The sequence below is a fragment of the Sulfitobacter sp. M39 genome (genome assembly GCF_021735935.1).
Taxonomy (GTDB): domain Bacteria; phylum Pseudomonadota; class Alphaproteobacteria; order Rhodobacterales; family Rhodobacteraceae; genus Sulfitobacter.
In genome coordinates, this window is the sequence record NZ_WMDZ01000001.1 from 2947386 (window position 1) to 2969500 (window position 22115).

At 59.4% G+C, this 22115-nt stretch carries 21 protein-coding genes and 1 tRNA gene; 8 read left to right on the top strand and 14 right to left on the bottom strand.

Translation table 11 applies throughout. The features are described 5' to 3' along the window. Positions 1-7 precede the first annotated feature (7 nt). From GLP43_RS14290 to GLP43_RS14300, 3 genes are all read right to left on the bottom strand, one after another. Complete coding sequence (locus tag GLP43_RS14290; RefSeq protein ID WP_005849714.1) at positions 8-1423, bottom strand: cytochrome ubiquinol oxidase subunit I; 1416 nt, start codon at positions 1421-1423, stop codon at positions 8-10. 111 nt (positions 1424-1534) lie between these two features. Further along, on the bottom strand, positions 1535-2878 hold the full coding sequence (locus GLP43_RS14295) for a sensor histidine kinase (RefSeq protein ID WP_237279820.1): 1344 nt from the start codon (positions 2876-2878) through the stop codon (positions 1535-1537). Then, positions 2875-3546: a winged helix-turn-helix domain-containing protein gene (locus GLP43_RS14300; protein ID WP_237279821.1), complete on the bottom strand. Its 672-nt coding sequence runs from the start codon at positions 3544-3546 to the stop codon at positions 2875-2877. The genes GLP43_RS14295 and GLP43_RS14300 overlap by 4 nt, the downstream gene beginning before the upstream one ends. Before the next feature lie 157 nt (positions 3547-3703). Between GLP43_RS14300 and GLP43_RS14305 the strand changes: the two genes are divergently transcribed. Next, entirely contained in the window at positions 3704-4822 is a 1119-nt protein-coding gene (locus GLP43_RS14305; RefSeq protein WP_237279822.1) for a Do family serine endopeptidase, read from the top strand. A gap of 152 nt (positions 4823-4974) precedes the next feature. On the opposite strand, the gene GLP43_RS14310 is transcribed toward GLP43_RS14305, so the two are convergent. The 7 genes from GLP43_RS14310 to GLP43_RS14340 form a co-directional block, all read right to left on the bottom strand. Then, positions 4975-6120 carry an iron-containing alcohol dehydrogenase gene (locus GLP43_RS14310; RefSeq protein ID WP_237279823.1) on the bottom strand — a complete coding sequence of 382 codons (1146 nt, stop codon included), beginning with the start codon at positions 6118-6120 and terminating at the stop codon, positions 4975-4977. Positions 6121-6125: 5 nt separating this feature from the next. After that, positions 6126-7502 (bottom strand): aldehyde dehydrogenase family protein, encoded by a 1377-nt coding sequence (locus GLP43_RS14315; protein ID WP_237279824.1) that lies wholly within the window; start codon positions 7500-7502, stop codon positions 6126-6128. Between the two features lie 3 nt (positions 7503-7505). Then, entirely contained in the window at positions 7506-8867 is a 1362-nt protein-coding gene (locus GLP43_RS14320; protein ID WP_237279825.1) for a glutamine synthetase family protein, read from the bottom strand. Between the two features lie 73 nt (positions 8868-8940). Then, positions 8941-9978 carry a TRAP transporter substrate-binding protein gene (locus GLP43_RS14325; protein ID WP_005849726.1) on the bottom strand — a complete coding sequence of 346 codons (1038 nt, stop codon included), beginning with the start codon at positions 9976-9978 and terminating at the stop codon, positions 8941-8943. A 67-nt stretch (positions 9979-10045) separates the two neighbouring features. After that, positions 10046-11371 (bottom strand): TRAP transporter large permease, encoded by a 1326-nt coding sequence (locus tag GLP43_RS14330; RefSeq protein ID WP_237279826.1) that lies wholly within the window; start codon positions 11369-11371, stop codon positions 10046-10048. After that, complete coding sequence (locus GLP43_RS14335; RefSeq protein ID WP_237279827.1) at positions 11361-11882, bottom strand: TRAP transporter small permease subunit; 522 nt, start codon at positions 11880-11882, stop codon at positions 11361-11363. The genes GLP43_RS14330 and GLP43_RS14335 overlap by 11 nt, the downstream gene beginning before the upstream one ends. Then, positions 11879-12646: an N-formylglutamate amidohydrolase gene (locus GLP43_RS14340; protein ID WP_237279828.1), complete on the bottom strand. Its 768-nt coding sequence runs from the start codon at positions 12644-12646 to the stop codon at positions 11879-11881. Before GLP43_RS14340 ends, GLP43_RS14335 begins: the two co-directional genes overlap by 4 nt. 114 nt (positions 12647-12760) lie before the next feature. Between GLP43_RS14340 and GLP43_RS14345 the strand changes: the two genes are divergently transcribed. From GLP43_RS14345 to GLP43_RS14355, 3 genes are all read left to right on the top strand, one after another. Next, positions 12761-13621, top strand: coding sequence for a MurR/RpiR family transcriptional regulator (locus GLP43_RS14345; RefSeq protein WP_237279829.1), 861 nt, complete (start codon positions 12761-12763; stop codon positions 13619-13621). 127 nt (positions 13622-13748) lie between these two features. Beyond that, positions 13749-14843, top strand: a complete 1095-nt coding sequence (locus GLP43_RS14350) for a carboxynorspermidine decarboxylase (protein ID WP_237279830.1) — start codon at positions 13749-13751, stop codon at positions 14841-14843. A gap of 30 nt (positions 14844-14873) precedes the next feature. After that, on the top strand, positions 14874-16121 hold the full coding sequence (locus GLP43_RS14355; RefSeq protein WP_237279831.1) for a saccharopine dehydrogenase family protein: 1248 nt from the start codon (positions 14874-14876) through the stop codon (positions 16119-16121). A gap of 207 nt (positions 16122-16328) precedes the next feature. On the opposite strand, the gene GLP43_RS14360 is transcribed toward GLP43_RS14355, so the two are convergent. From GLP43_RS14360 to GLP43_RS14375, 4 genes are all read right to left on the bottom strand, one after another. Beyond that, positions 16329-16405: transfer RNA gene (locus tag GLP43_RS14360), tRNA-Arg, on the bottom strand. A gap of 77 nt (positions 16406-16482) precedes the next feature. Then, the gene (locus GLP43_RS14365; RefSeq protein WP_237279832.1) at positions 16483-17868 is read right to left on the bottom strand and encodes a sensor histidine kinase; all 1386 of its coding nucleotides are present in this window, start codon (positions 17866-17868) and stop codon (positions 16483-16485) included. An 11-nt stretch (positions 17869-17879) separates the two neighbouring features. After that, positions 17880-19298 carry a dihydrolipoyl dehydrogenase family protein gene (locus tag GLP43_RS14370; protein ID WP_237279833.1) on the bottom strand — a complete coding sequence of 473 codons (1419 nt, stop codon included), beginning with the start codon at positions 19296-19298 and terminating at the stop codon, positions 17880-17882. Further along, positions 19295-20029 (bottom strand): TVP38/TMEM64 family protein, encoded by a 735-nt coding sequence (locus tag GLP43_RS14375; protein ID WP_064215823.1) that lies wholly within the window; start codon positions 20027-20029, stop codon positions 19295-19297. Before GLP43_RS14375 ends, GLP43_RS14370 begins: the two co-directional genes overlap by 4 nt. A gap of 298 nt (positions 20030-20327) precedes the next feature. On the opposite strand from GLP43_RS14375, the gene rpmH reads away from it, so the two are divergent. The 4 genes from rpmH (at position 20328) to ttcA (ending at position 22060) form a co-directional block, all read left to right on the top strand. Continuing rightward, on the top strand, positions 20328-20462 hold the full coding sequence (gene rpmH, locus GLP43_RS14380; protein ID WP_005849748.1) for a 50S ribosomal protein L34: 135 nt from the start codon (positions 20328-20330) through the stop codon (positions 20460-20462). Positions 20463-20508: 46 nt separating this feature from the next. Next, positions 20509-20919 carry a ribonuclease P protein component gene (gene rnpA / locus GLP43_RS14385; RefSeq protein WP_005849750.1) on the top strand — a complete coding sequence of 137 codons (411 nt, stop codon included), beginning with the start codon at positions 20509-20511 and terminating at the stop codon, positions 20917-20919. Next, complete coding sequence (yidD, locus tag GLP43_RS14390) at positions 20916-21137, top strand: membrane protein insertion efficiency factor YidD (RefSeq protein WP_152540662.1); 222 nt, start codon at positions 20916-20918, stop codon at positions 21135-21137. Before rnpA ends, yidD begins: the two co-directional genes overlap by 4 nt. Before the next feature lie 95 nt (positions 21138-21232). Continuing rightward, positions 21233-22060 carry a tRNA 2-thiocytidine(32) synthetase TtcA gene (gene ttcA / locus GLP43_RS14395; RefSeq protein WP_237279834.1) on the top strand — a complete coding sequence of 276 codons (828 nt, stop codon included), beginning with the start codon at positions 21233-21235 and terminating at the stop codon, positions 22058-22060. The last annotated feature ends 55 nt before the right edge of the window (positions 22061-22115 follow it).

Consider the following 22115-nt stretch of genomic DNA (forward strand, 5'->3'; position numbering starts at 1 on the left):
CTGTCTCCTACTCTGACGCTGCTATGTCTTGGGTCTTGTCCTGCGCCACCGGAGTCGTCCCAGCCGCCCGCACGGGCCCGTCGGTGATCTCTCCTTGCGCGCCCACATGGGGACGTTTGCGCATCAGCCCGAGGATATAGAACACCCCCGCCCCGAAGACGAAGAAATAGACCACGATGAAAGAGATCAGCGATGCACCAACCGCAGGCGCGCTGACCGGCGCAAGGCTGTCACTGGTGCGCAGCAGCCCGTAGACGGTAAAGGGCTGACGCCCGACTTCGGTCGTGATCCACCCGGCCAGCACCGCGACAAAGCCCATCGGCCCCATGACAATCGCCGCCCGATGCAGCCAGCGCGAGCTGTGCAGCGTCCCGCGCCAGCGCGCGATCCCGCCCCAAAGGCCAAAACCCAGCATGGCAAAACCAAGCCCCACCATCACACGGAACGAGAAAAAGACGATGGCAACCGGCGGCTCGTCCTCGTCAGGGATCGTGTCCAGCCCGTCCAGCGGCGCGTTCAGGTCATGCTTGAGGATCAGCGACGACAGTTTCGGCACCTCAATGGCGTAATCGACCCGTTTTTCTGCCTGATTGGGAATACCGAACAGGATCAGCGGCGCGCCGTCGGGGTGGCTGTCGAAATGCCCCTCCATCGCCATGACCTTGGCGGGCTGATGCTCTAGCGTGTTGATGCCGTGGAAATCCCCTGCCGCGATCTGCAAGGGGGTGACCAGCAGCAGCATCCACATCGCCATTGAGAACATGCGCCGCGACGCAGGCCCCTGATTGTCCTTCAGCAGATGCCACGCACCCACAGCGCCCACAACCAGCGCCGTCGTCAGATAGGCCGCCAGCACCATATGCAGCAAACGGTAGGGGAAGGACGGGTTGAAGACGATCTTCCACCAATCCAGCGGAATGAACTGCCCCACATCGTTAAAGCCATAGCCCGCCGGGGTCTGCATCCAGCTGTTCACCGACAGGATCCAAGTGGCGGAAAGCAACGTGCCAAAGGCCACCATCGCTGTGGCAAACATGTGCAGCCCCGGCCCGACCCGTTTCAAACCAAACAGCATGATGCCCAGAAAACCGGCCTCGAGGAAGAAGGCTGACAGCACCTCATAGGCCATCAGCGGCCCGACCACCGGCCCCGCCTTGTCAGAGAAGACCGACCAGTTGGTGCCGAATTGATATGACATTACAATGCCCGACACGACGCCCATGCCAAAAGCCACGGCAAAGATCTTTTTCCAGTAGTCGAAGAGCACCCTGTAGGTTTCGTCCTTGGTCCAAAGCCAAAGCGCGTTCACCACCGCCAGAAAGCTGGCCAACCCGATCGAGAACGCCGGAAAAATAATGTGAAACGAAACGGTAAAGGCGAATTGGACCCGTGCCAGAACCTCGGCGGAAAACCCATCAAGCATGTCGTACCTCGTAGTGAATGGCCAAAAACAACGGGTTTCGGCCCTTACACCCTAGATAGCGCTGCCCCCCTGATAAGTCACATGCTCAAATCGCCGCAGAAGACGCGCGTGCTATAGGGTGATGCGCACAAGGAGCCCCGGCGCGCTGTCCAGCAGCGCGATCTGCCCGCCGTGCAGCTTTACCACGCACTCTACAAGGCTGAGCCCCAGACCGTTGCCCGGCGTGTGGCGGCTGGCATCCAATCGGTACAAGCGGCGCAGCACTTTGTCGCGTGCGTATTCCGGGATGCCGGGGCCATTGTCGGCCACCTCGATCACAGGCCGCCCGTCCGCACGCGAAAGCGTCAGGGTGATCTCGCTGCCCTCGGGCGTGTGGCGCATGGCGTTCTCCAGCAGGTTCGACACCATCTGCCCCAACAGGTTCTTATCGCCCGAGACGGTGATTTGCGCGTCGGGCACGACACTGTGCAACCGCTGCTGCTTGGCCGCGGCGGCGGGCTCGTACACTTCGCTGAGGGTCTCGCAAAGCTGGTTCAAGTCGACAGGCGCGAAATGCGTCTTGGGCGACCCTGCCTCGACCGAAGCGATCTGTAGCAGCGATTGAAAGACCGATGCGATGCCCGCGACCTCCTCCTGCGCCTTGGCCAGCAAGATGCCTTCGTCCGTGTCTTCGGGCAGGCTGCGCGCCAGATCGTCCAGATGCACCGCGACGCGCTGGATCGGTGTCTTGAGGTCATGGGCAATGTCCGACGATACCTGCCGCAGCATCTGGGTCTGCGCCTCTTGTGCGCCTGCCATCTGGTTCACCTTGCTGCCGATCCGTTGCAGATCATCCGCCCACCCCGGCGACACGGTCACCCGCGCGGCAAGATCGCCGGTCGTCAGGTCATCAAGCGTGCGACCGATGACATCCACATGCCGCTTGCTGCGCCGCGCCAGATAAAGCCCGCCCGACAAGGCGACCAGCACCGTGGGCAGCAGGCTGATCAGCAGGATATTCAGGAACACCGTGCGCAACCCTTCGATCTGTGCGCGGCTGCGGGCGACGGTCAACTGCCCGCCATACAGCGGCGTTGTCAGCGACAGGTAGACCCCGTCATATTCGGCCCGTCCCTCGGCCAGCGACACGATATGATAGCCTTCGTCATCCCGCGCGATGGCCCCGTTGCCATAGATGCGCCCCGACGGGGTGATGTAGCTGAGCACAACGCGGCTGGGATCGGCGTCGCGCGATTCAGCGTCCACCAGCAGGGCCACGGCGCGGGCGTTGGGGGCCGCGCGAAAGCCCGCGATATCCTGTTCAAGATCCGCACGGATCGCGGTTTCAAACGAATTCTGCGTCACCGCATAGCTGGCCGCCAACCCCATCAGACTGACGGTCGAGAAGAGCAAGACCAGCAGCAGCGCCAACCGCACCGGCATGGACCGCCAAAGCTGCGCCAGACGCGCGGTCATCCGTCGATCCGGTAGCCGGCACCGCGCACGGTCTGGATCAGCTCGCGGTCAAAGGGCTTGTCCACTTTGGCCCGCAAACGGCTGATGTGGGTTTCGACAACGTTGGTCATCGGGTCAAAGCTGATGTCCCAGACCGCTTCAAGCAACATGGTCCGGGTCTGCACCCTGCCCTTGCGGCGCATCAGATGTTCAAGCAGTGCGAATTCACGAGGCAGCAGGTCGATCTCCTGTCCGGCGCGGGTCACCTTGCGGGTGATCAGTTGCATTTCAAGATCGCCTGCACGCAGCACGGTTTCCTGCTCCATCGCCTGCGGACGGCGCGCAAGAGCGGTGACACGGGCAGAAAGCTCGCCAAAGGCAAAGGGCTTGACCAGATAATCGTCGCCGCCTGCATTCAGCCCACTGATACGGTCATCGACGCTGCCCATGGCAGTCAGAAACAACACCGGTGTCAGGTTCCCCGCACCGCGCAAGGTCTTGACCAGGGTCAGCCCGTCGATCTCGGGCAGCATCCGGTCGACGATCAGCACGTCGTAGGCACCCGAGGTCGCCTGTATCAGCCCCTCGCGCCCTTCGGCGACAAGATCAACGGTATGCCCTTCTTCGCGCAAGCCCCGCGCGATATAGGTTCCGGTGGTGGCATCATCTTCGACGACAAGCAGTTTCATATAGAATGGTCCATTGCGGCTTTCATCCTTGGATACCTGATATAGGGCGCGCTGCCACCTGCGAGAGCCAAGTTTACACATTTGTATAGCCCGCAAAAACCCGCTGTTAGAATGGGCTGCCATTTGGGTGTCATCCCTGAAGACGAAGGAACCACGCATGACATCTCTTTTCTCCTCTCCCCGCCGCGCCGCACCCTTTGTGCTCGCAGCGGCCCTTGCCTCTACCTCGGCCATGACGCTTGCCCCAACGGCGGCTCTGGCGGTGCCGGCAGGCGGCTATGCCGATCTGGTCGAACAAATCTCACCCGCTGTTGTTTTCATCGAGGTGACCGGCACGGCAAAGCAAGCCAGCGCGCAGGTGCAACTGCCCGAAGGCATGCCAGAGGAACTGCGCAAACGTTTTGAACAACTGATGCCACAAGGACCGGCTGGCGCACAGCCGATGCACGGGCTTGGATCGGGCTTTATCGTGTCCAAGGACGGATCGATCGTGACGAACAACCACGTGGTTGCGGGTGCCGACACGGTCAAGGTCAAGCTGGCCGATGGCCGCAGCTTTGACGCCAAGGTGGTCGGCAGCGATGTGCTGACAGATATTGCCGTGCTCAAGGTTGAAGCGGATGTGGACCTTCCGGCGGTGAAATTCGGGTCTTCCGATGATATGCGCGTCGGCGACGAGGTGGTCGCTATGGGCAACCCCTTCGGTCTGGGTGGCACGGTCACCACCGGCATCATCTCGGCCAAGTCGCGCAATATCAACGCGGGCCCCTATGATGACTTTATCCAGACCGATGCGGCGATTAACCGTGGCAACTCTGGCGGGCCGCTGTTCAATAACGCGGGCGAAGTGATTGGCGTGAACACGGCGATCCTGTCGCCTGATGGCGGCTCTGTCGGGATCGGTTTTTCCGTACCATCCGATCTGGTGCAGGACATCGTGGCCGACCTGTCCGACGACGGGGAAATCACCCGCGGCTGGCTTGGCGTTCAAATCCGCCCGATGACGGCCGAGGTCGCGCAGGTGCTGGGGCTGGACGCGCCGAAAGGGGCGGTGATCGAAGCCATCGGCGATGACAGCCCCGCCAAGAAAGCGGGTCTTGAGAAAGGCGATATCATCCTGTCGTTCAACGACACAGAGATCAAGGAACTGCGCGATCTGACCCGCGCTGTGGCTGAAACCGACCCGGAAGCGAAAGCCGAGGTCATGGTCCTGCACAAGGGCAAAGAGGTCACGCGGACGGTCACCATCGGCACATTGGCCGACCAAAAAGCGTAAGCGTCTTCCAGCGGGCTTACCTCGTTCCCTGCTGGATTTGCCCGACCGCGTTCCCCAACGCGGCGGGCCCCACCGCCCGTCCCCCCGGTGCGGCAGACCACCTCCGACGCAGACCGTCGGGGGTGGTTTTCTTTTGGGCCTTCTACGGAGGTTTAGATTGTCGCCACGAACAGCTTGCGCAGGTTTTCCGTGGTCAATGTCACAGGGTTGCCACCGCAAGACGGGTCTTCAAGCGCCATCGCGACCAGATCGTCGATCCGGTCTGCGCTCACGCCCATTTCCGACAGTTTGCGCGGGATGCCAAAGCTGTCGTTGAACTCCTGCACGAAGGCGCGGAAGCCGTCATAGCCGCCGTCGATCCCCAGATACCCTGCCGCGCGGTCAAAGCGTTCGCGGATTTCAGGCGCGTTCAGGTCCAGCACTGCGGGCATGCAGACCGCGTTGGTGGTCCCGTGGTGCGTGTTGAACACTGCGCCGATCGGGTGGCTCATGGCGTGGATCGCGCCCAGTCCCTTCTGGAACGCCGTCGCCCCCATCGCCGCCGCCGACATCAGCTGCGCGCGCGCTTCGATGTCTGTCCCATCCGCATAGGCACGCGGCAGATAGTCGATGACCAGCCGCATGCCCTCTAGCGCGATACCCTGCGACATGGGGTGGTAATGCGGGCTGCTGAACGCCTCGACGCAATGGGCAAAGGCATCAAGGCCGGTGCCTGCGGTGATATGCTTGGGCATCCCCACCGTCAGCTCTGGGTCGCAGATCACGATGCTGGGCAGCACTTTGGGGTGGAAGATGATCTTTTTCACATGGGTTTCAGAGTTGGTCAGCACCGACGCACGCCCCACTTCGGACCCGGTGCCGGCGGTTGTGGGCACGGCGATGATCGGCGCGATGGCGTCGGCATCGGCGCGGGTCCACCAATCGCCCACATCTTCGTAATCCCACACAGGCCGCGACTGCCCCGCCATGAAGGCGACCATCTTGCCCAGATCAAGGCCAGAGCCACCGCCAAAGGCGATCACACCATCATGCCCGCCCTCGCGGTAGACCTTGAGCCCCGCCTCGAGGTTCAGTTCGGTCGGGTTCGCGTCCACTTCCGAGAACATCGCGCGGCCAAAGCCTGCGCCGTCCAGCAGGTCCAGCGTGCGGGTCGTGATCTCCATCGAGGCAAGGCCCTTATCCGTCACCAGCAAGGGGTTTTTCATCCCCGTGGCCACGCAGGCCTCTCCGATTTCGGAAATACGGCCCGCACCAAAGCGGATGGCGGTGGGGTAGGACCAGTTGTTTTGCAGTGCCATAAGGATCAAGCCTTTTTCAGGTGGTAAGATTTGGGACGCGTGAGCGCCTGATAGCCAAGCTCGGACAGGCCCGCGCCCTGCCCTGTATCCTTGCAGCCGGTCCAGCACAGGGCCGGATCAAGGTAATCGCAGCGGTTCATGAACACGGTGCCGGTTTCCAGCTGCGCGCCGATGGTATCGGCGGCATCGGCATCCTTGGTAAAGATCGCGGCGGTCAGGCCGAACTGGCAGTCGTTCATCAGCGCAATCGCTTCCGCGTCGTCCTTGACGGGCATGATGCCGACGACGGGGCCAAAGCTTTCGTCGCGCATCACGCGCATGTCGTGGGTGACGTTGGTCAGGATCTGCGGCGTGAGATACGCGCCGCCGTCATCCGCCTTAAAGGTATCGATCAGCGCGGTCGCACCGGCGGCGACGGCCTCAGAAATCTGGGCGCGCACCTCGGCGGCGAAACGGACGTTCGCCATAGGACCGATATCGGTATCCGTCTCAAGCGGGTTGCCAAGCTTAAGCGCATTGACCCAAGCCACAGCCTTTTCGACAAATGCATCATACAGGCTTTCGTGCACATAAATCCGTTCGATCCCGCAGCAGCACTGCCCCGCGTTGAACATCGCCCCATCCATCAGCCCGTCAACGGCGGCGTCGACATCCGCGTCGGCGCGCACATAGCCGGGGTCTTTGCCCCCCAGTTCGGTCGCGACGGGGGTGAAGGTGCCCGCGGCGGCTACCTCCATCGCCTTGCCGCCCCCGACCGAGCCGGTGAAGTTCACGAAGCCGAACTGCCGTTCAGCGATCAGCGCCGAGGTGGTGTCGTGATCAAGAAAGACGTTCTGGAAGACATCGTCGGGGATGCCTGCGGCGTGGAAAGCTTCGGCCAGACGTTCACCCACTTGCAGGGTTTGGGTGGCGTGTTTCAGCACCACGGAATTCCCCGCGATCAGCGCTGGCGCGACCGTGTTGATCGCCGTCATATAGGGGTAGTTCCACGGGGCCACGACCAGCACAACGCCGCGCGCCTCGCGGGTGATCTTGCGGGTGGCCTTGTCGCTGTCTTCGACAATCGTCGGGGCCAGCGCCTTTTCGGCGATATCTGCCATATAGTTGCCGCGCTCGGCAAAGCCGCCAAACTCGCCGCCATAGCGCACGGGACGGCCCATCTGATGTGCCAGTTCCTGCGCCATACGATCGGTCGTTTTGCCCACCTCGGCAATGGCATCGCGCACCAGTTGGACACGTTCGGACAAGGGGCGCGCGGCCCATGCGCCTTGTGCTGCCTTGGCGCGGGCGCAGACATCGCGCGCTGCCTCCAGCGACAGGACAGGGCGTTCAAGGTAAACCGATCCGTCAATCGGTGAGATACATTTCAAAGTGTTTGTCATGGTTTATGCTCGCTCAAATCCGCGGTTGATTTCCCAGTCGGTCACGACCTTGTCGTATTCCTCCTGCTCCCATTCGGCTGCGCGGGTGTAGTGGTCAACCACGTCGTCGCCAAGGGCCTCGCGCAGCATGGCAGAGTTGCGCAAAGTTTGGGTCGCGGCGCGCAGGGTACGGGGGATTTCGGTGACGTTGGCGTCTTCGTAGACATCGCCCATCGTCGGCTCTTGCAGGGGCAGCTTTTCCTCGATCCCCTTCAGCCCTGCCGCCAGCAACACAGCCTGCGCCAGATAGGGGTTCAGGTCAGACCCGCCAATGCGACATTCAACACGAATCCCCTTGGTGCCATCGCCACACAGCCGGAAGCCCGCGGTGCGGTTATCGACAGACCAGACGGTTTTCGTGGGCGCGAAGGTGCCTTTGGCAAAGCGTTTGTAGCTGTTGATATAGGGCGCGAAGAAATAGGTGATATCAGGGGCATAGGCGATCAGACCGGCCATGAAATGCTGCATCATCTGCGACATGCCCAGTTTGGCGTCCTTGTCATAGAATGCGGGCGTGTCGTCTTTCCACAGCGACATATGCACGTGGCTGGACGACCCCACCTTATCCGCCGACCATTTGGGCAGGAAGGACGCAGAGAAACCCTGCTGATATGCGATCTCTTTCACCGCCTGTTTAGAGATCGTGTGATGATCGGCGCAGGCCAGCGCGTCGGCATAGCGGATGTTAAGCTCTTGCTGGCCGACTTCGGCCTCGCCCTTTGTGCATTCGACCGGAATCCCCGCCCCTACCAGATGGTTCCGCAGCGGCTGGAGGAAGCTCTCCTCTTTCGTGGTTTGGAACAGGCAGTAGTCTTCGTTGTGGCCGTTCAGGGGCACGAGGTTGGCGTATTTCTCTTTCTGCAAGCTGCGGTAATCGCCTTCGAACAAAAAGAACTCAAGCTCGGTTGCCATCATCGCGTCAAAGCCAAGCGCATCCAGACGGGCGATCTGCTTTTTCAGCATGGCGCGCGGCGAATGGGAGACAGGTTCGTGGGTGTGGTGATCCAGCACATCGCCAAGCACCAACACGGTTTTATCCAGCCACGGCATATGGCGCATGGTCGACAGATCGGGGCGCAGCACATAGTCGCCATAGCCGGTTTCCCAGCTGGTCGAGGCAAAGCCCTCGGGCGTGGACATCACCAGATCGGTTGCCAGCAGATAATTGCAGCAATGGGTTTCCGCGTGGGAATGATCGATGAAATTCGTAACGTGAAAACGCTTGCCCATCAGGCGGCCCTGCATGTCCACCAGTGCCACCAGCACCGTGTCCACCTCGCCTTTGGCGGCCAGGTCCTTGAGCGTGTCGAAAGTAAGGTTGCCCATCTGCAAACGTCCCTTTTGATGTGAGGGGGCGGCACAGATGCGCCGCCCCGATGGTCATGATGTCAAAGCCGGATCAGCCGAAAGTATAGGGCGGGCCCGCTTTCGAGATGACGTTGTTATAGTCGCGGAAAATCTGCACGATCTTGGCGGCGGTTTCGCCTTCTTCCGCCATCTCGTCCCAGAATTTCACCGCCGCTTCCTCGACCACTTTCCATTCATCCTGCGGTACGGATGTCAGCTCCAGCTTCTCGCCCGATGCACGCAGGCGCGCCTCGCCGCCCCAGTACCATTGGTTGCGGTAGGTGTGGCTTGCCTCGATCGCGGAGTTCACGATCTGCTTGAGGTGATCCGGCAGCTCTGCCCATTTCTCGGCGTTGACGAAGAACGACCCGATCCACGCCCCCGAGATGTTGTTGGTGCAGAAGTAGTTGGTCACATCGGCCCAGCCGACGGTGTAGTCTTCGGTGATGCCCGACCACGCCATACCGTCCAACTCGCCCGTCTGCACCGCGACTTCGGCGTCCTCATAGGGGATGTTGACCGGCACGACGCCGAATTGCGACAGGAAGCGCCCCGCCGTCGGGAAGGTATAAAGCTTGAGCCCGTCCATGTCGGCCAGCGATTTGATCGGCTTGACGGTGTTGAAGTTACATGGGTCTTGCCCCGCCGCAGACAGCCAATGCACGCCAACCTTGGCGTATTCCTCGCGCCAGATGTCGGCCAGCCCGTATTGGTTGAACAGCACTGGCACGTCGAGCGCGTGTTTCGTCGCCAGCGGGAAATACCCGCCGAAAGACCGTACAGGCGTGGGCGACGCCATAGAGTCATCATCCGAGTGCACGCCGTCGATGGTACCGCGCTGCAGCGCTTGAAAAAGCTCGCCCGTGGGGACGATCTGGTCGGCATAGAACAGCTCGATTTCCAGCTCACCTTGGGCAGCGGCGTTGATCGCGTCGATGGCGGGTTTCGTCACCTCTTCGCCCAGTGCAGACCCCGCATAGGTCTGGAAACGCCAGCGGATCGGCTCTTGGGCGTGCAGGATCGATGGTGCGGCAAGGGTTGCCGGACCGGCAACGGCGGCACCTTTCAGGAACTTACGTCTTGTTGTCATGTCTCATACTCCTTGTTGGGGTTGGGATGAAAAGGGCCAGTTGCTCTGACCGCTTGGTTGTTAATGCTTATTTTCCATAGACATAGTCCGGCAGCCAAAGCGCGATCTGCGGGAAGATCATGACGACTGCGAGCGCCAGCACCATGACCCCGACAAAGGGGATGATCGACCGGTAGATATCGCGGATCGTGATCTCTGGCGGGGCCATGGCGCGCATCAGGAACAGGTTATAACCAAAGGGCGGCGTCATATAAGCGATCTGGCAGGTAATCGTATAAAGCACACCATACCACACCAGATCGAACCCGAGCGCACCCACCAGCGGCACGTACAGCGGGGCCACGATGACCAACATCGCCGTGTCGTCCAGAAACGTCCCCATGACCAGAAACGACAGCTGCATCAGGATCAGGATCACCCAAGGGTTCAGACCCCATTGTTCGGTAAACAGGTTTTCAATCGCCTTGACCGCCCCAAGCCCGTCGAACACCGCACCAAAGGCCAGCGCGGCGAGGATGATCCACATGAACATACAGGTGATCGCAAGGGTCTGGCGCACAGAGTTTTCAAAAACGGTGCGCGTCATCCGCCCTTTCAGCACAGCCGCTACAAAGGCGGCGATAGCCCCAATGGCCGAGCTTTCGACAAGCGAGGTCCAGCCGTTCACAAAGGGCACCATCATCACGGCAAAGATCACAACCGGCAGCAGGCCCGCGCGCAGCAAGCGCAGCTTTTCGGGCCAGCCCACGTCGCGCTCTTCGGCGGACAGGGTCGGGCCCAGATCGGGATTCATGCGGCAGCGGATGGCGATATAGATGATGAACATCGTGGCCATCATCAGCCCCGGGATCGCGCCCGCCAGCCACAATTGCCCCACAGGTTGCCGCGCGATCATCGCATAGAGCACTAACACGACCGAAGGCGGCACAAGGATGCCAAGGCTGGACCCCGCCTGAATGACCCCCGTCACCATCAGCTTGTCATAGTTGCGTTTCAAGAGCTCGGGCAGCGCAATCGTGGCCCCAATCGCCATGCCCGCTACCGACAGTCCGTTCATAGCAGAGATCAGCACCATCAGCCCGATCGTCCCGATGGCCAGACCGCCGCGCAAACCGCCCATCCACACGTGAAACATTTTATACAGATCGTCGGCAATTTTACTTTCCGACAGCACGTACCCCATGAAGATGAACATCGGCAGGGTCAGCAGCGGGTACCAACGCATCAGCTTGATCGCGGCAGAGAACCCGATGTCATAGCCGCCGCGATCCCCCCAAAGAAACAGCGCCGCAATCACCGCGACAAAGCCGATGGCCCCGAACACGCGCTGTCCGGTCAGCAGCATCAGCATCATGGTCGAAAACATCAGGATGGCGATCAACTCATAGGGCATCGCGGGTCTCCTCTGCCGATTTGAGGAAAAGGATGTCCTTGAACAGTTCAGAGACAGCTTGAAGCAGCATCAGGGTGATGCCGATGCACATGGTCACTTTGACCGGCCACATATAGGGGCGCCACGCGGTCGGGCTGCGCTCCCCCCCGTACTTGAACGAATACATCGTGGATTCGATGCCGCCCCATAGCAGGATCACCAGATAGATCAGCAGGAAAAAGACGGTGATACAGTCCGTCCAGGCCTTCTTGCGCCGAGTCAATTCGGCATAGAACAGGTCCATCCGCACGTTCGCGCCCATCTGCAAAGCATAGGGCCCGCCAAGGATATAATAGCCCACCATCACGAACTGCGCCATTTCAAGCGTCCAGATCTGGGGCGAGGCGAATGTCTTGTTATAGGACGACCACAGCAGGATCCCCATGAGCACGAAAATCCCGTACATCATGATCCGGCCAAGGCCATAATTAAAACCGTCGACCACCCGGATATATCTGCGCATCGCGTTCATTCTGCGGCCTCGCTGTCGGCGATGGGAAAGGCTTGGGTCAGGCTTTCGGCCAGATGCCGCGCCATGGCCTGCGCTTTTTCGGGTGTATCGATCAGATCATTGCGAATCTCGATCATCACGGCGGGCAGCGCTTGCGCCTCGCCATGTTTTTCAAGCGTATAGGTCACACCGTCCGTCGCGGCATATGGTTCGTTTAGCGCCGAAACATAGCGCCCCCGCGCCTGTTCAACCGCCAGCAATGCCTGCGCGGCGGCGGGCTGCGCGTGGTAGAGAAAGCCGAGTTCAACCGCGCGGGTCGCCCCGTTATAGATAGGCGTAAAGCTGTGGATCGTGACCAGCACCGGTGCGGCTTGGGCGGGCTGCCAGCTTTCGCGAACACAGGCGACAGCATCATGAAATGGCGTATGCACCTGATCAAAACGCTGCTGCCGTCCGGCATCGTCCAAAGCGGCATTTCCGGGGATGTCATAGATCTCGCTGCGCGCCGGAATACAGTCCGGGGCCGCAAGCGGGCGGTTGCAATCATAGACCAGACGGGAGATGTCACCGGCCACCAAAGGCGCGTCCAGAGCATCTGACAGTACGTGCGCCACATCCAGCGCGCCGATGTCCCACGCGGCGTGCGAACAGCTTGCCGCAGGGGACAACCCCAACCCGTCCAACGCATCGGGTATCCGGCGCGAGGCGTGTTCACACACCAACAGCCAGCCCCCCTGCCCCTGCGGGTTCACGATGTTTACGGCATTCCAGTCGGTATTGGTCACGGTGCCCCTATCGTCTTGTTGCCTCACAATCACTACAGAATTTTCTAGCCTGTCAAGATTTTTTCTGTAATCTTTGCTTCACAGTAATCTGCGCTGTACCGAAAGGAACATGAGTTGCACAAAAAAGCACTGGTCCGCGATCTGCTGAAAGAAAAGCAGACCGAGCTAACGGCGGCAGAGCGTAAACTGTCGGCTGTTCTGCTGGACGACCAGCTGCTCACGGGGTTGCAATCTATCACACGGCTGGCCGAGCTGGCCGAGGTGTCATCGCCCACCATCGTAAGGCTAGCGCGCAAGCTGGGGTTCGATGGCTTCTCGGATATGCAGGACGCCATCCGCGACGAAATCGGCGCACGGATGAAAAAGCCGCTGGCCAAGCTCGACACCCCCGGTGACAGCAGCGATCACGTGGTATCGCGCTTTATTCAGGCGGTATCGGGCAATGTGAACCGCACGCTTGAACGGCTTGATCTGGCTGAATTCGACGAGGTTGCGGCGCTGCTTTCCGATCCGTCGCACAGGCTCTATCTGCTGGGCGGGCGGATCACGCGATCCAACGCGCATTACTTTTTCAACCACCTGCAGATCATCCGGCCGCAGGTCACCCTGCTCGATTCCTCCCCCAGTGCATGGCCGCAATCCTTGTTGGATATGGACGCGGGCGCGGTGCTGATCGTGTTTGACATCCGCCGCTACGAAAAAGAGCTGGAAAAGCTCGCCGATCTTGCGGTCAAGCAAGGCGCGACCATCGTGCTGTTCACCGATGCTTGGGGGTCGCCCATCGAAAAACACGCCCGCCACTGTTTCCGCGCCATGGTAGAGGTGCCGTCGAGCTGGGATTCAACGCTGGCTATTAACTTTCTGATCGAAGCACTGGTCGCTGACGTGCAATCGCGCAGCTCCGACCAGAGTGCCGAGAGGATCGCGGCGCTGGAACAGATGATCGGCGAGTCGCGCATTTTCCGCAGCAACTAAGCGCCAGTCGCCCCCCGCACGCCGCCACGGCGTCATGCATTCGTGACACATCAGAGTTTGCGTTGAACGGCAACATCCCCTAATCGGAACGCGCACCGCGTCTGCGTCGTTTTGTGAAGGATCTGCCATGAAGACCCCATATTATCTGATCGACAAATCCCGCCTTCAGGCCAACATGGAAAAGATCGCCTGGCTGCGCGAGGCATCCGGCGCGAAATCCTTGCTGGCGTTGAAATGCTTTGCCACGTGGTCGGTTTTTGACTTCATGGCGCAGTATATGGATGGGTCCACGTCCTCCTCGCTCTATGAGGTCAAACTGGGGTACGAGAAATTCGGCGGCGAAACCCACGCCTATTCAGTGGCCTACGACGATGACGAGATCGCCGAGGTGTTGGCCAACAGCGACAAAATTATCTTCAATTCCATCGGGCAGCTGGACCGTTTCGATGCGGCATCAGCAGGGCATACGCGCGGGCTGCGGGTGAACCCCGGTGTATCGACATCGGAATTCGATCTGGCCGATCCCGCCCGCCCCTTCAGCCGTTTGGGCGAACATGATCCGGCGCAGATCGCCGCCGTGGCCGACCGCATCACCGGGCTGATGTTCCACAACAACTGCGAGAATGACGATTTTGACCGTTTCGCTGACATGCTGACGTTGATCGAGGACCGCTTTGGCGACACGATCCACCGGATGGACTGGATCAGCCTTGGCGGTGGCATCCATTTCACCGGCGAAGGCTACCCGCTGGACCGTCTGGCCGCGCGGTTGAAAACCCTGTCGGATACCTATGGCGTGCAGGTCTACCTCGAACCGGGCGAAGCCGCGATTACCGGTGCCGCCACGCTAGAGACGACCGTGCTCGACACACTGCACAACGGCAAGAACCTTGCCATCGTCGACAGCTCCATCGAGGCGCATATGCTTGATCTGCTGATCTACCGCGAGCCCGCCAAAATGGCCCCAAACACCGGCGACCACGACTGGATGATCTGCGGTAAATCCTGCCTTGCGGGCGACATCTTTGGCGAGTTCAAGTTCGACGCCCCGCTTAAACCCGGCGACCGCATTTCGTTTCAGGACGCTGCGGGCTATACTATGGTCAAGAAGAACTGGTTCAACGGCGTCAAGATGCCCGGCATCGCCATTCGTGAACTTGATGGAACGATCACATCGGTCCGGTCATTCGACTACGAGGATTTCAAATCCGCCCTCTCCTAACCCTTCCCTTACAAGAGGTGTACTGAATACATGAAACGTAACGTTCTTATCATCGGCGCCGGTGGCGTGGCTCAGGTCGTGGCGCATAAATGCGCGCAAAATAATGACGTGTTGGGCGATCTGCATATCGCCAGCCGCACCGTGTCAAAATGCGAAGCGATCATTGAAAGCGTGCATGCCAAAGGCGCGATGAAACAGGACGGCGTATTCAAGGCCCATGCGGTCGACGGGATGGACAGCGACGCGGTAGAGGCGCTGATCAACGACCTAGGTGTGCAGATCGTGATCAATGTCGGCTCTCCCTTCGTGAACATGACCGTGCTCGAAGCCTGCATCCGCACCGGAGTCGCCTATATCGACACGGCCATTCACGAAGACCCGACCAAAATCTGCGAAACACCCCCGTGGTACGGCAACTACGAATGGAAACGCCGCGAGGATTGCGCCAAGGCCAACACCACCGCCATTCTGGGGGCAGGCTTTGATCCCGGTATGGTTAACGCCTTCGCCCGTTTCGCCGTGGACGAATTCATGGACGAGGTGAAGTCAATCGACATCGTCGATATCAACGCGGGCAATCACGGCAAGTATTTCTCGACCAACTTCGACCCCGAGATCAACTTCCGCGAATTCACCGGCACGGTCTACAGCTGGCAGGAAGGCGCGTGGCAAGAGAACAAGATGTTCGAGGTCGGCCGCGAATGGGATCTGCCCGTGGTCGGCAAACAGAAAGCCTATATGTCCGGCCATGACGAGGTGCACTCGCTCGCCGCGAACTATCCGGAGGCCGACGTGCGCTTCTGGATGGGCTTTGGTGATCACTACATCAATGTCTTCACCGTGCTGCAGAACCTTGGCCTGCTGTCTGAACAGCCCGTTGTGACCGCCGAAGGGCTCGAGGTCGTGCCGCTGAAGGTGGTCAAAGCCGTGCTACCCGACCCATCGACCCTTGCCCCGAACTATACTGGCAAGACCTGCATTGGCGATCTGGTCAAAGGCACCAAGGACGGCAAGGATGTAGAGGTGTTTGTCTACAACGTCGCCGACCACAAGGACGCCTATAACGAGGTCGGCAGCCAGGGCATTTCCTATACCGCTGGCGTGCCCCCCGTGGCGATGGCGATGCTGATTGCCGATGGCACCTATGACACCGGCACGATGGTGAACGTCGAAGAGCTGGACCCAAAGCCGCTGTTCGCCCTGCTCGACACCATCGGTCTGCCGACCCGTGTCAAACTGGCGGATCAGGACACCGGCTGGGACGAGGCCATCGCCTAAGCCTGCCGCCTGAGGCACCCACACCAACAACCCGCGCGCCCTTGCACCCGCGCGGGTTACCTCGCCCCGAGGGGCTACACCCCCATAAAATCAAACGATTAAACACAAACAGCCCAGCGCGCGATCATGCGTGCAGGGTGATCAATTACATTATGAAAAATGCGGACGATTGTGCCGCCAAGTTCAAAATCTAACGATGTTTGAAAGTGGCGGACCGAGGAGGATTCGAACCCCCGACCCCCTGATTCGTAGTCAGGTACTCTATCCAGCTGAGCTATCGGTCCGTTAAGGCGGGGTTTAGTTCTGGGCGCGGGGAGTTGCAACCCCTTCTTTTGCCTAACGTGAATTTTCTTCAAACAAATTAGAAAGACCCGTCGCCCTTGGGCAGTGACACGATGAAAACTGTGCCCGACGCGCTTGTCTCTGACAGTTTGAGCGTCCCACCGTGACCGCGCACCAGCTCTGCCGCGATGGCAAGGCCCAGACCGGAGCCCCCCTTGCGCGCACCGCCCTTGAACGCAGTAAACAGATGCTCCTGCGCCTTGGGGGGAAGGCCGGGGCCGTTGTCGCTGACGCGGACCACCCAGTCGCCGGCCTGTTCACTGGCAGCAACGATGATTTCGCCGGATTTACCCGTCGCAATGATGGCCTGTCGGGCGTTGCGCACAAGATTCGCCAAGACCCTGAACAAATGCTCCGGATCGGCGCGCACGTGCAAATCTTGCGGTACGTCGCAGGTGAACGTCAGGTCCGCCCCGTTGATCGCCAGCCGCTCGCTATCAACGACGTCATCGACGATGCGCAAAAGTGGCGTGACCGTCAGCGTCGGGCTTGGCTCTTCCGCGCGGCCAAACGCGAGTGTGGATTCGCACAGGTGCACGGCGCGGGTGATTGAGCTGACCAGCTTGGGAGCCATGCGTTTGACCGTCGGATCCTCGGACATTTCGATCCGGTCGGTAAACAGCTGTGCCGATGTCAGTATGTTGCGCAGATCGTGGCTGATCTTGCTCACCGCCTGCCCCAGTTGCGCCAGACGCTCTTTCTGGCGCAGGGCTTGGGTCAGTTCGGTTTCAAGCTTCATCAAAGCTTCCTCGGCCTCGCGCACCTCTGTCACACCAGCAGAAGGCGAAATGATTCGTCGCGCATCCTCGGGGGCAAGAGCGTAGTTCTGCATATGCCCGACCACGCCCTTGATCGGTTTCAGCAAAAACGCCCGCATGGTCAGAAACAGCAAAAACGCTGTGATCATCGAGATGGCGGCAGAGAGCACCAGAATGCGAATACCATAGTCAACCATGGCCGTTCGAAGGGAGCCCCCCTCCATCGTGATTTCGATCAGCAAGCCCGCATCCTGCACCGGGGCACCGATCACGCGGATCACCCCCGGCTCTGTTTCGGCCAGCTGATGGAACGCATCGCGAATCAACACCCATGCGGAGGCATCGCGCAGATCGTATGTCTCTTTGATGGTCTGCGACATCGGGGACGACAGTGCCAATTGCCGTATACGGTCCCGCCGCAGAACCACATTAAATACCTGCGCCGTGCGCAACAGCTCTGCCTCAAGCTCGGGGTCGATCATATCGCTAGCGAGCAGGGTCAGCGACGCGATTTGCGCCCTCTCTAGCCGGTTCATCATGTATTCTTCGCGAAACCGGGCGATAGAGGGCACAAAGATCAACACTTCTGCCAGCATCACAAAGATGGTGGTCAGAATAAGAAGCCTGCCGGAGAGGGATTTGAGCATCGGCGCGCGCTTTATGGGATGAACCGCTGCACCAGTCGAACGACAGTCTTGACCAAATCGCTTTCGAACAGACGCGGGCTGAAATACGCCCCCGCCGCACGTTTGTTGATTTCGCCGATGGTAGGATAAGGTGCAACCATAGACGCAATCTGGCTCATTTTCATGTTATTTGCCAGCGCCAAAGCCCACAGGTTGATCAACTCTCCTGCTTGGTAACCGACGATGCTTGCGCCCACGGGGCGCCCCTTGACCACCATGACCTTGATCAAACCTTTGGTTTTACGCTCCGCGATGGCGCGATCATTGTGGTTATAGTGAAAGCGCACGACCTCCAGCTTGTCACCGTGTTTCTCTTTGGCTTGCGCCTCGGTTAGGCCGACTTGCGACAGTTCTGGGTCGGTGTAGGTGGCCCACGGGATATGCGCCGTCTTCGCCTTGGCAGGCAGCGCGAACATCAGCGACCGGATCACGACGCCGCCATGATAGCCCGCAACGTGGGTAAATTGCATCCCGCCTGCAACGTCGCCAATGGCATAGACCTTGCGGTTGGTGGTGCGCAGGGAATCGTCAACCTTGATCCCGTTCTTGATCGGTTCGATCCCCGCCTTTTCCAGATCCAGACGATCCGTGTTTGCCTTGCGGCCGACGGCCACCAGAAGATGAGAGCCTTTGAATAGGCGCCCGTCTTTTGCCTCGACCTCTATCGCGCCGACATCCCCACGGATTTCAGCGGCTTGCGCACCCTCTGCAATCTCGATGCCTTCGTCCTTGAGCGTTTGCAAAACGATGGTGGCAAGTTCGGGGTCGTCCTTTGAAAGCGCTTTATCCCCCTCGATCACGGTAACTTTGCACCCCATGCGTATATGGGCCTGCGCCATTTCCATCCCGATCGGCCCGCCACCGATGATCAGCAAATGCTCGGGCTTCTCGCGCAGATTGAACAACGTCTCGTTCGTCTCGTACGGCGTTGTATCCAGACCTGTAATCGGGGGCACCAGCGGCGATGATCCCGTCGCGATGACGATGCGCCGCGCCTTGATCACCGCATCCCCGGCCTGCACTTCGTCTTCAGAGATGAAGCGCCCGTACTCCCGGATCACGTTAACCCCGAAACCTTCGAAGCGTTCCTGGCTGTCGACGGGCGCGATCTGCGCAATCACATCCGCCACATGATCTTTTGCGGCGGCGTAATCCACCTCGCCCGCCGCATTGGCCACGCCATATTCCGCGCTGTGCCGCTGCCCATAGGCCGCCTTGCCCGTAGCAATCAGCGCCTTCGACGGCACGCAGCCAAAGTTCAGGCAGTCACCGCCCATCTTGTGCCCTTCAAGCAGCACGACGTCAGCACCCATCTGCGACGCCCCCGCCGCGACGGATAGCCCGCCGGAGCCTGCGCCAATGATCAACAGGTCGGTTTTGATGCGGTTCATTTCAAAAGTTCCTTTTTGCCGGTGACAGCTTTCAACACGACGGGCAGCACCGACAAAGCGCAAAGCCCCAAAATGGGAAGCAGAATGTGAGGTTCAAAGATAATGCCGAAGTCTGGCGTTTCACCCCGTGCAAAGACGGAGCCCAGCCCAGCACCGATTGAGGTGAACACAAGCGACCCGGGAATAATCCCTAGGAAGGTAGAGATCACAAAACGATAGAGAGGCACACCCAGAAAGGCAGGAATAAGATTCGCCACAAAGAAGGGCACCACGGGCACCAATCGTATGAAGAAAAGCATCGACCACTGGTTTTCGTCGATGCCCGCTTTGACCTTCCGCACAAGCCCCTCCGACGCGTCCATGCGCGCCTTTAACGTCTCTCCGAGGCCCATACGCGCGGCAAGAAAGATCACAACCGCCCCCAGTGTCGCGCCGGTGACGTTTGCCAGAACGCCGAACACTGTCCCGAATAGAAAACCGCCAGTGATTGTTGCCACGCTCGCCCCTGGAAGGGAAAACCCCACAATCATGATATAAATGCCCAGAAAAACGAGGATCGTCAGCGCATAGTGCTGGTCACGAAAAGCGATCAGCGCCTCGCGGTTGTCGCGCAGCGTCTCGAAGGTAAGGTAATCGCGCAGGGCGAAATAGCCGATCACCGCGACCGCCAAGATGACCACAAAGGGCAAGTAGCGAAACCACGAAGGTTTTTCAGAGGCTTGTGCGGACATATTGTCGGGTCACTTTCAAAACTTTATAAGTTGCTCTTTATTAGATGGGTCAAATATCGCCAGTCAGATAGGGTGCTCACGTGTGGTTGATGTGACGGCGGCTTTTATGACGATGTCACCGCAATTCCCAAGAAAACTGTAACAATGCGCAGATAAGCTGGCTTAATTTGTTGCAAAGGCCGAAATAACGGTACCAAGGGTTTGACTTGCCCGTGCTGCAGCTTTAGGAGCAGGGCTTGAAATGACAGTGACGCACCGAATCTGGTCGCGTGCTAAAGTATAAAGTGGAGTCGGAGCGATGAAACGCACCTATCAACCTTCAAACCTTGTGCGCAAACGGCGCCATGGTTTCCGCGCACGCATGGCAACCAAAGCGGGTCGCAAGATCATCAACGCGCGCCGTGCACAAGGCCGGAAGGAACTGAGCGCGTAATACGCGACCTCGGTTTCAAAAAGATATGACACCGTCGGAGGCACCTATGGATGGCAGCATCGCCACACCAGAGGAAACGCTTCCGGCGGTTTCTTTACGTGTGCAAACGCTCAAAAATCGCCCCGACTTTCAACGGGCATCCCGTGCCCCTCGGGTCGCCATGCCCGGTTTCATCCTGCAGATGCGTAAACGCGCAGCGGGCGAAGCCGATGGCATACGGGTTGGGTTCACCTGCTCTAAAAAAGTGGGCAACGCCGTCGCGCGCAATCGGGCCAAACGACGTCTACGCGAAGTCGCACGCCTGACGCTCCCTCACGAGGGACGCGACGGTATGGATTATGTCCTCGTAGGTCGCAGCGATGCCACGGCATCCCTCCCCTTTGACAAACTGCAGTCGGATTTCACCAAGGCCTTGGGGATCCTGCACGGTAAGCAACGCTCTGGTTCAAAAAAGTGACCCCTTTGGCGCGCGTTTTGGCACTGCCTGTGAAAGGGTATCGCCTCGTCTTCAGCCCCTGGGTTGGCCACAACTGCCGATACCACCCGACATGCAGCGCATATGCACTGGAAGCACTTGCTAAACATGGCGGCATCAAGGGCGGCTGGCTCACCCTGCGGCGCATCGCTCGCTGCCACCCTTGGGGCGATAGCGGCATCGACAACGTACCTGACTAGCCCTTCCGCTTCCCTCCTTTCTCTACATCACCAATCGCCACCATACACATGCACTGGCGCTTGATCGGCAAACCCAGTTGCACTAAGCCAAGCCCATGCTTGATCAACCCGAAGATATTCACCCGCTCTTCAACGGTGCCCCCCAAAGCACCGAGTTTCGCAAACTGCGCAAACGTCTTGTGCGACAAACGCGCGAGGCGATTGAGCAATACGGGATGATCGAACCCGGCGGCAAATGGCTGGTTTGCATGTCCGGGGGCAAAGATAGCTACACCCTGCTGGCCATCTTGCACGAGCTCCAATGGCGCGGTCTTCTGCCCGTCGAACTGGTCGCCTGCAACCTCGATCAAGGTCAGCCCAATTTCCCCGCCACGGTCTTGCCCGCGTTTCTTGAAAAGATGGGTGTCAAACACCGCATCGAATACCAAGATACCTATTCCATCGTCATGGATAAAATACCCGCGGGCCGCACATTCTGTGCTCTGTGCAGTAGGCTTCGTCGGGGGCACCTCTATCGCATCGCACGCGAAGAAGGCTGTACCGCTGTTGTCCTAGGCCACCACCGTGATGATATCCTAGAGACGTTTTTCATGAACCTGTTTCATGGCGGGCGCCTGGCAACCATGCCGCCAAAACTTGTTAACGAAGAAGGTGATCTACTCCTATACCGCCCCCTCGCCCATGTTGCGGAGGTCGATTGCGAAAAATTCTCTACTGCCATGAATTATCCGATCATTCCGTGTGATTTGTGCGGCTCGCAAGAGGGATTGCAGCGCCAGCAGGTGAAAGCAATTTTGGACGGCTGGGAGGCAAATAGCCCCGGACGCCGTCAGGTGATGTTCCGAGCGCTGATGAACGCACGCCCTTCGCATCTTTTGGATCCGAACCTGTTTGATTTTGGGGCTCTGGCACGAACGAAGTAAACCCTAGAGATAACTAGAGTTTGGCTTAAATTATTCAGATCAAAAGCAGAACATT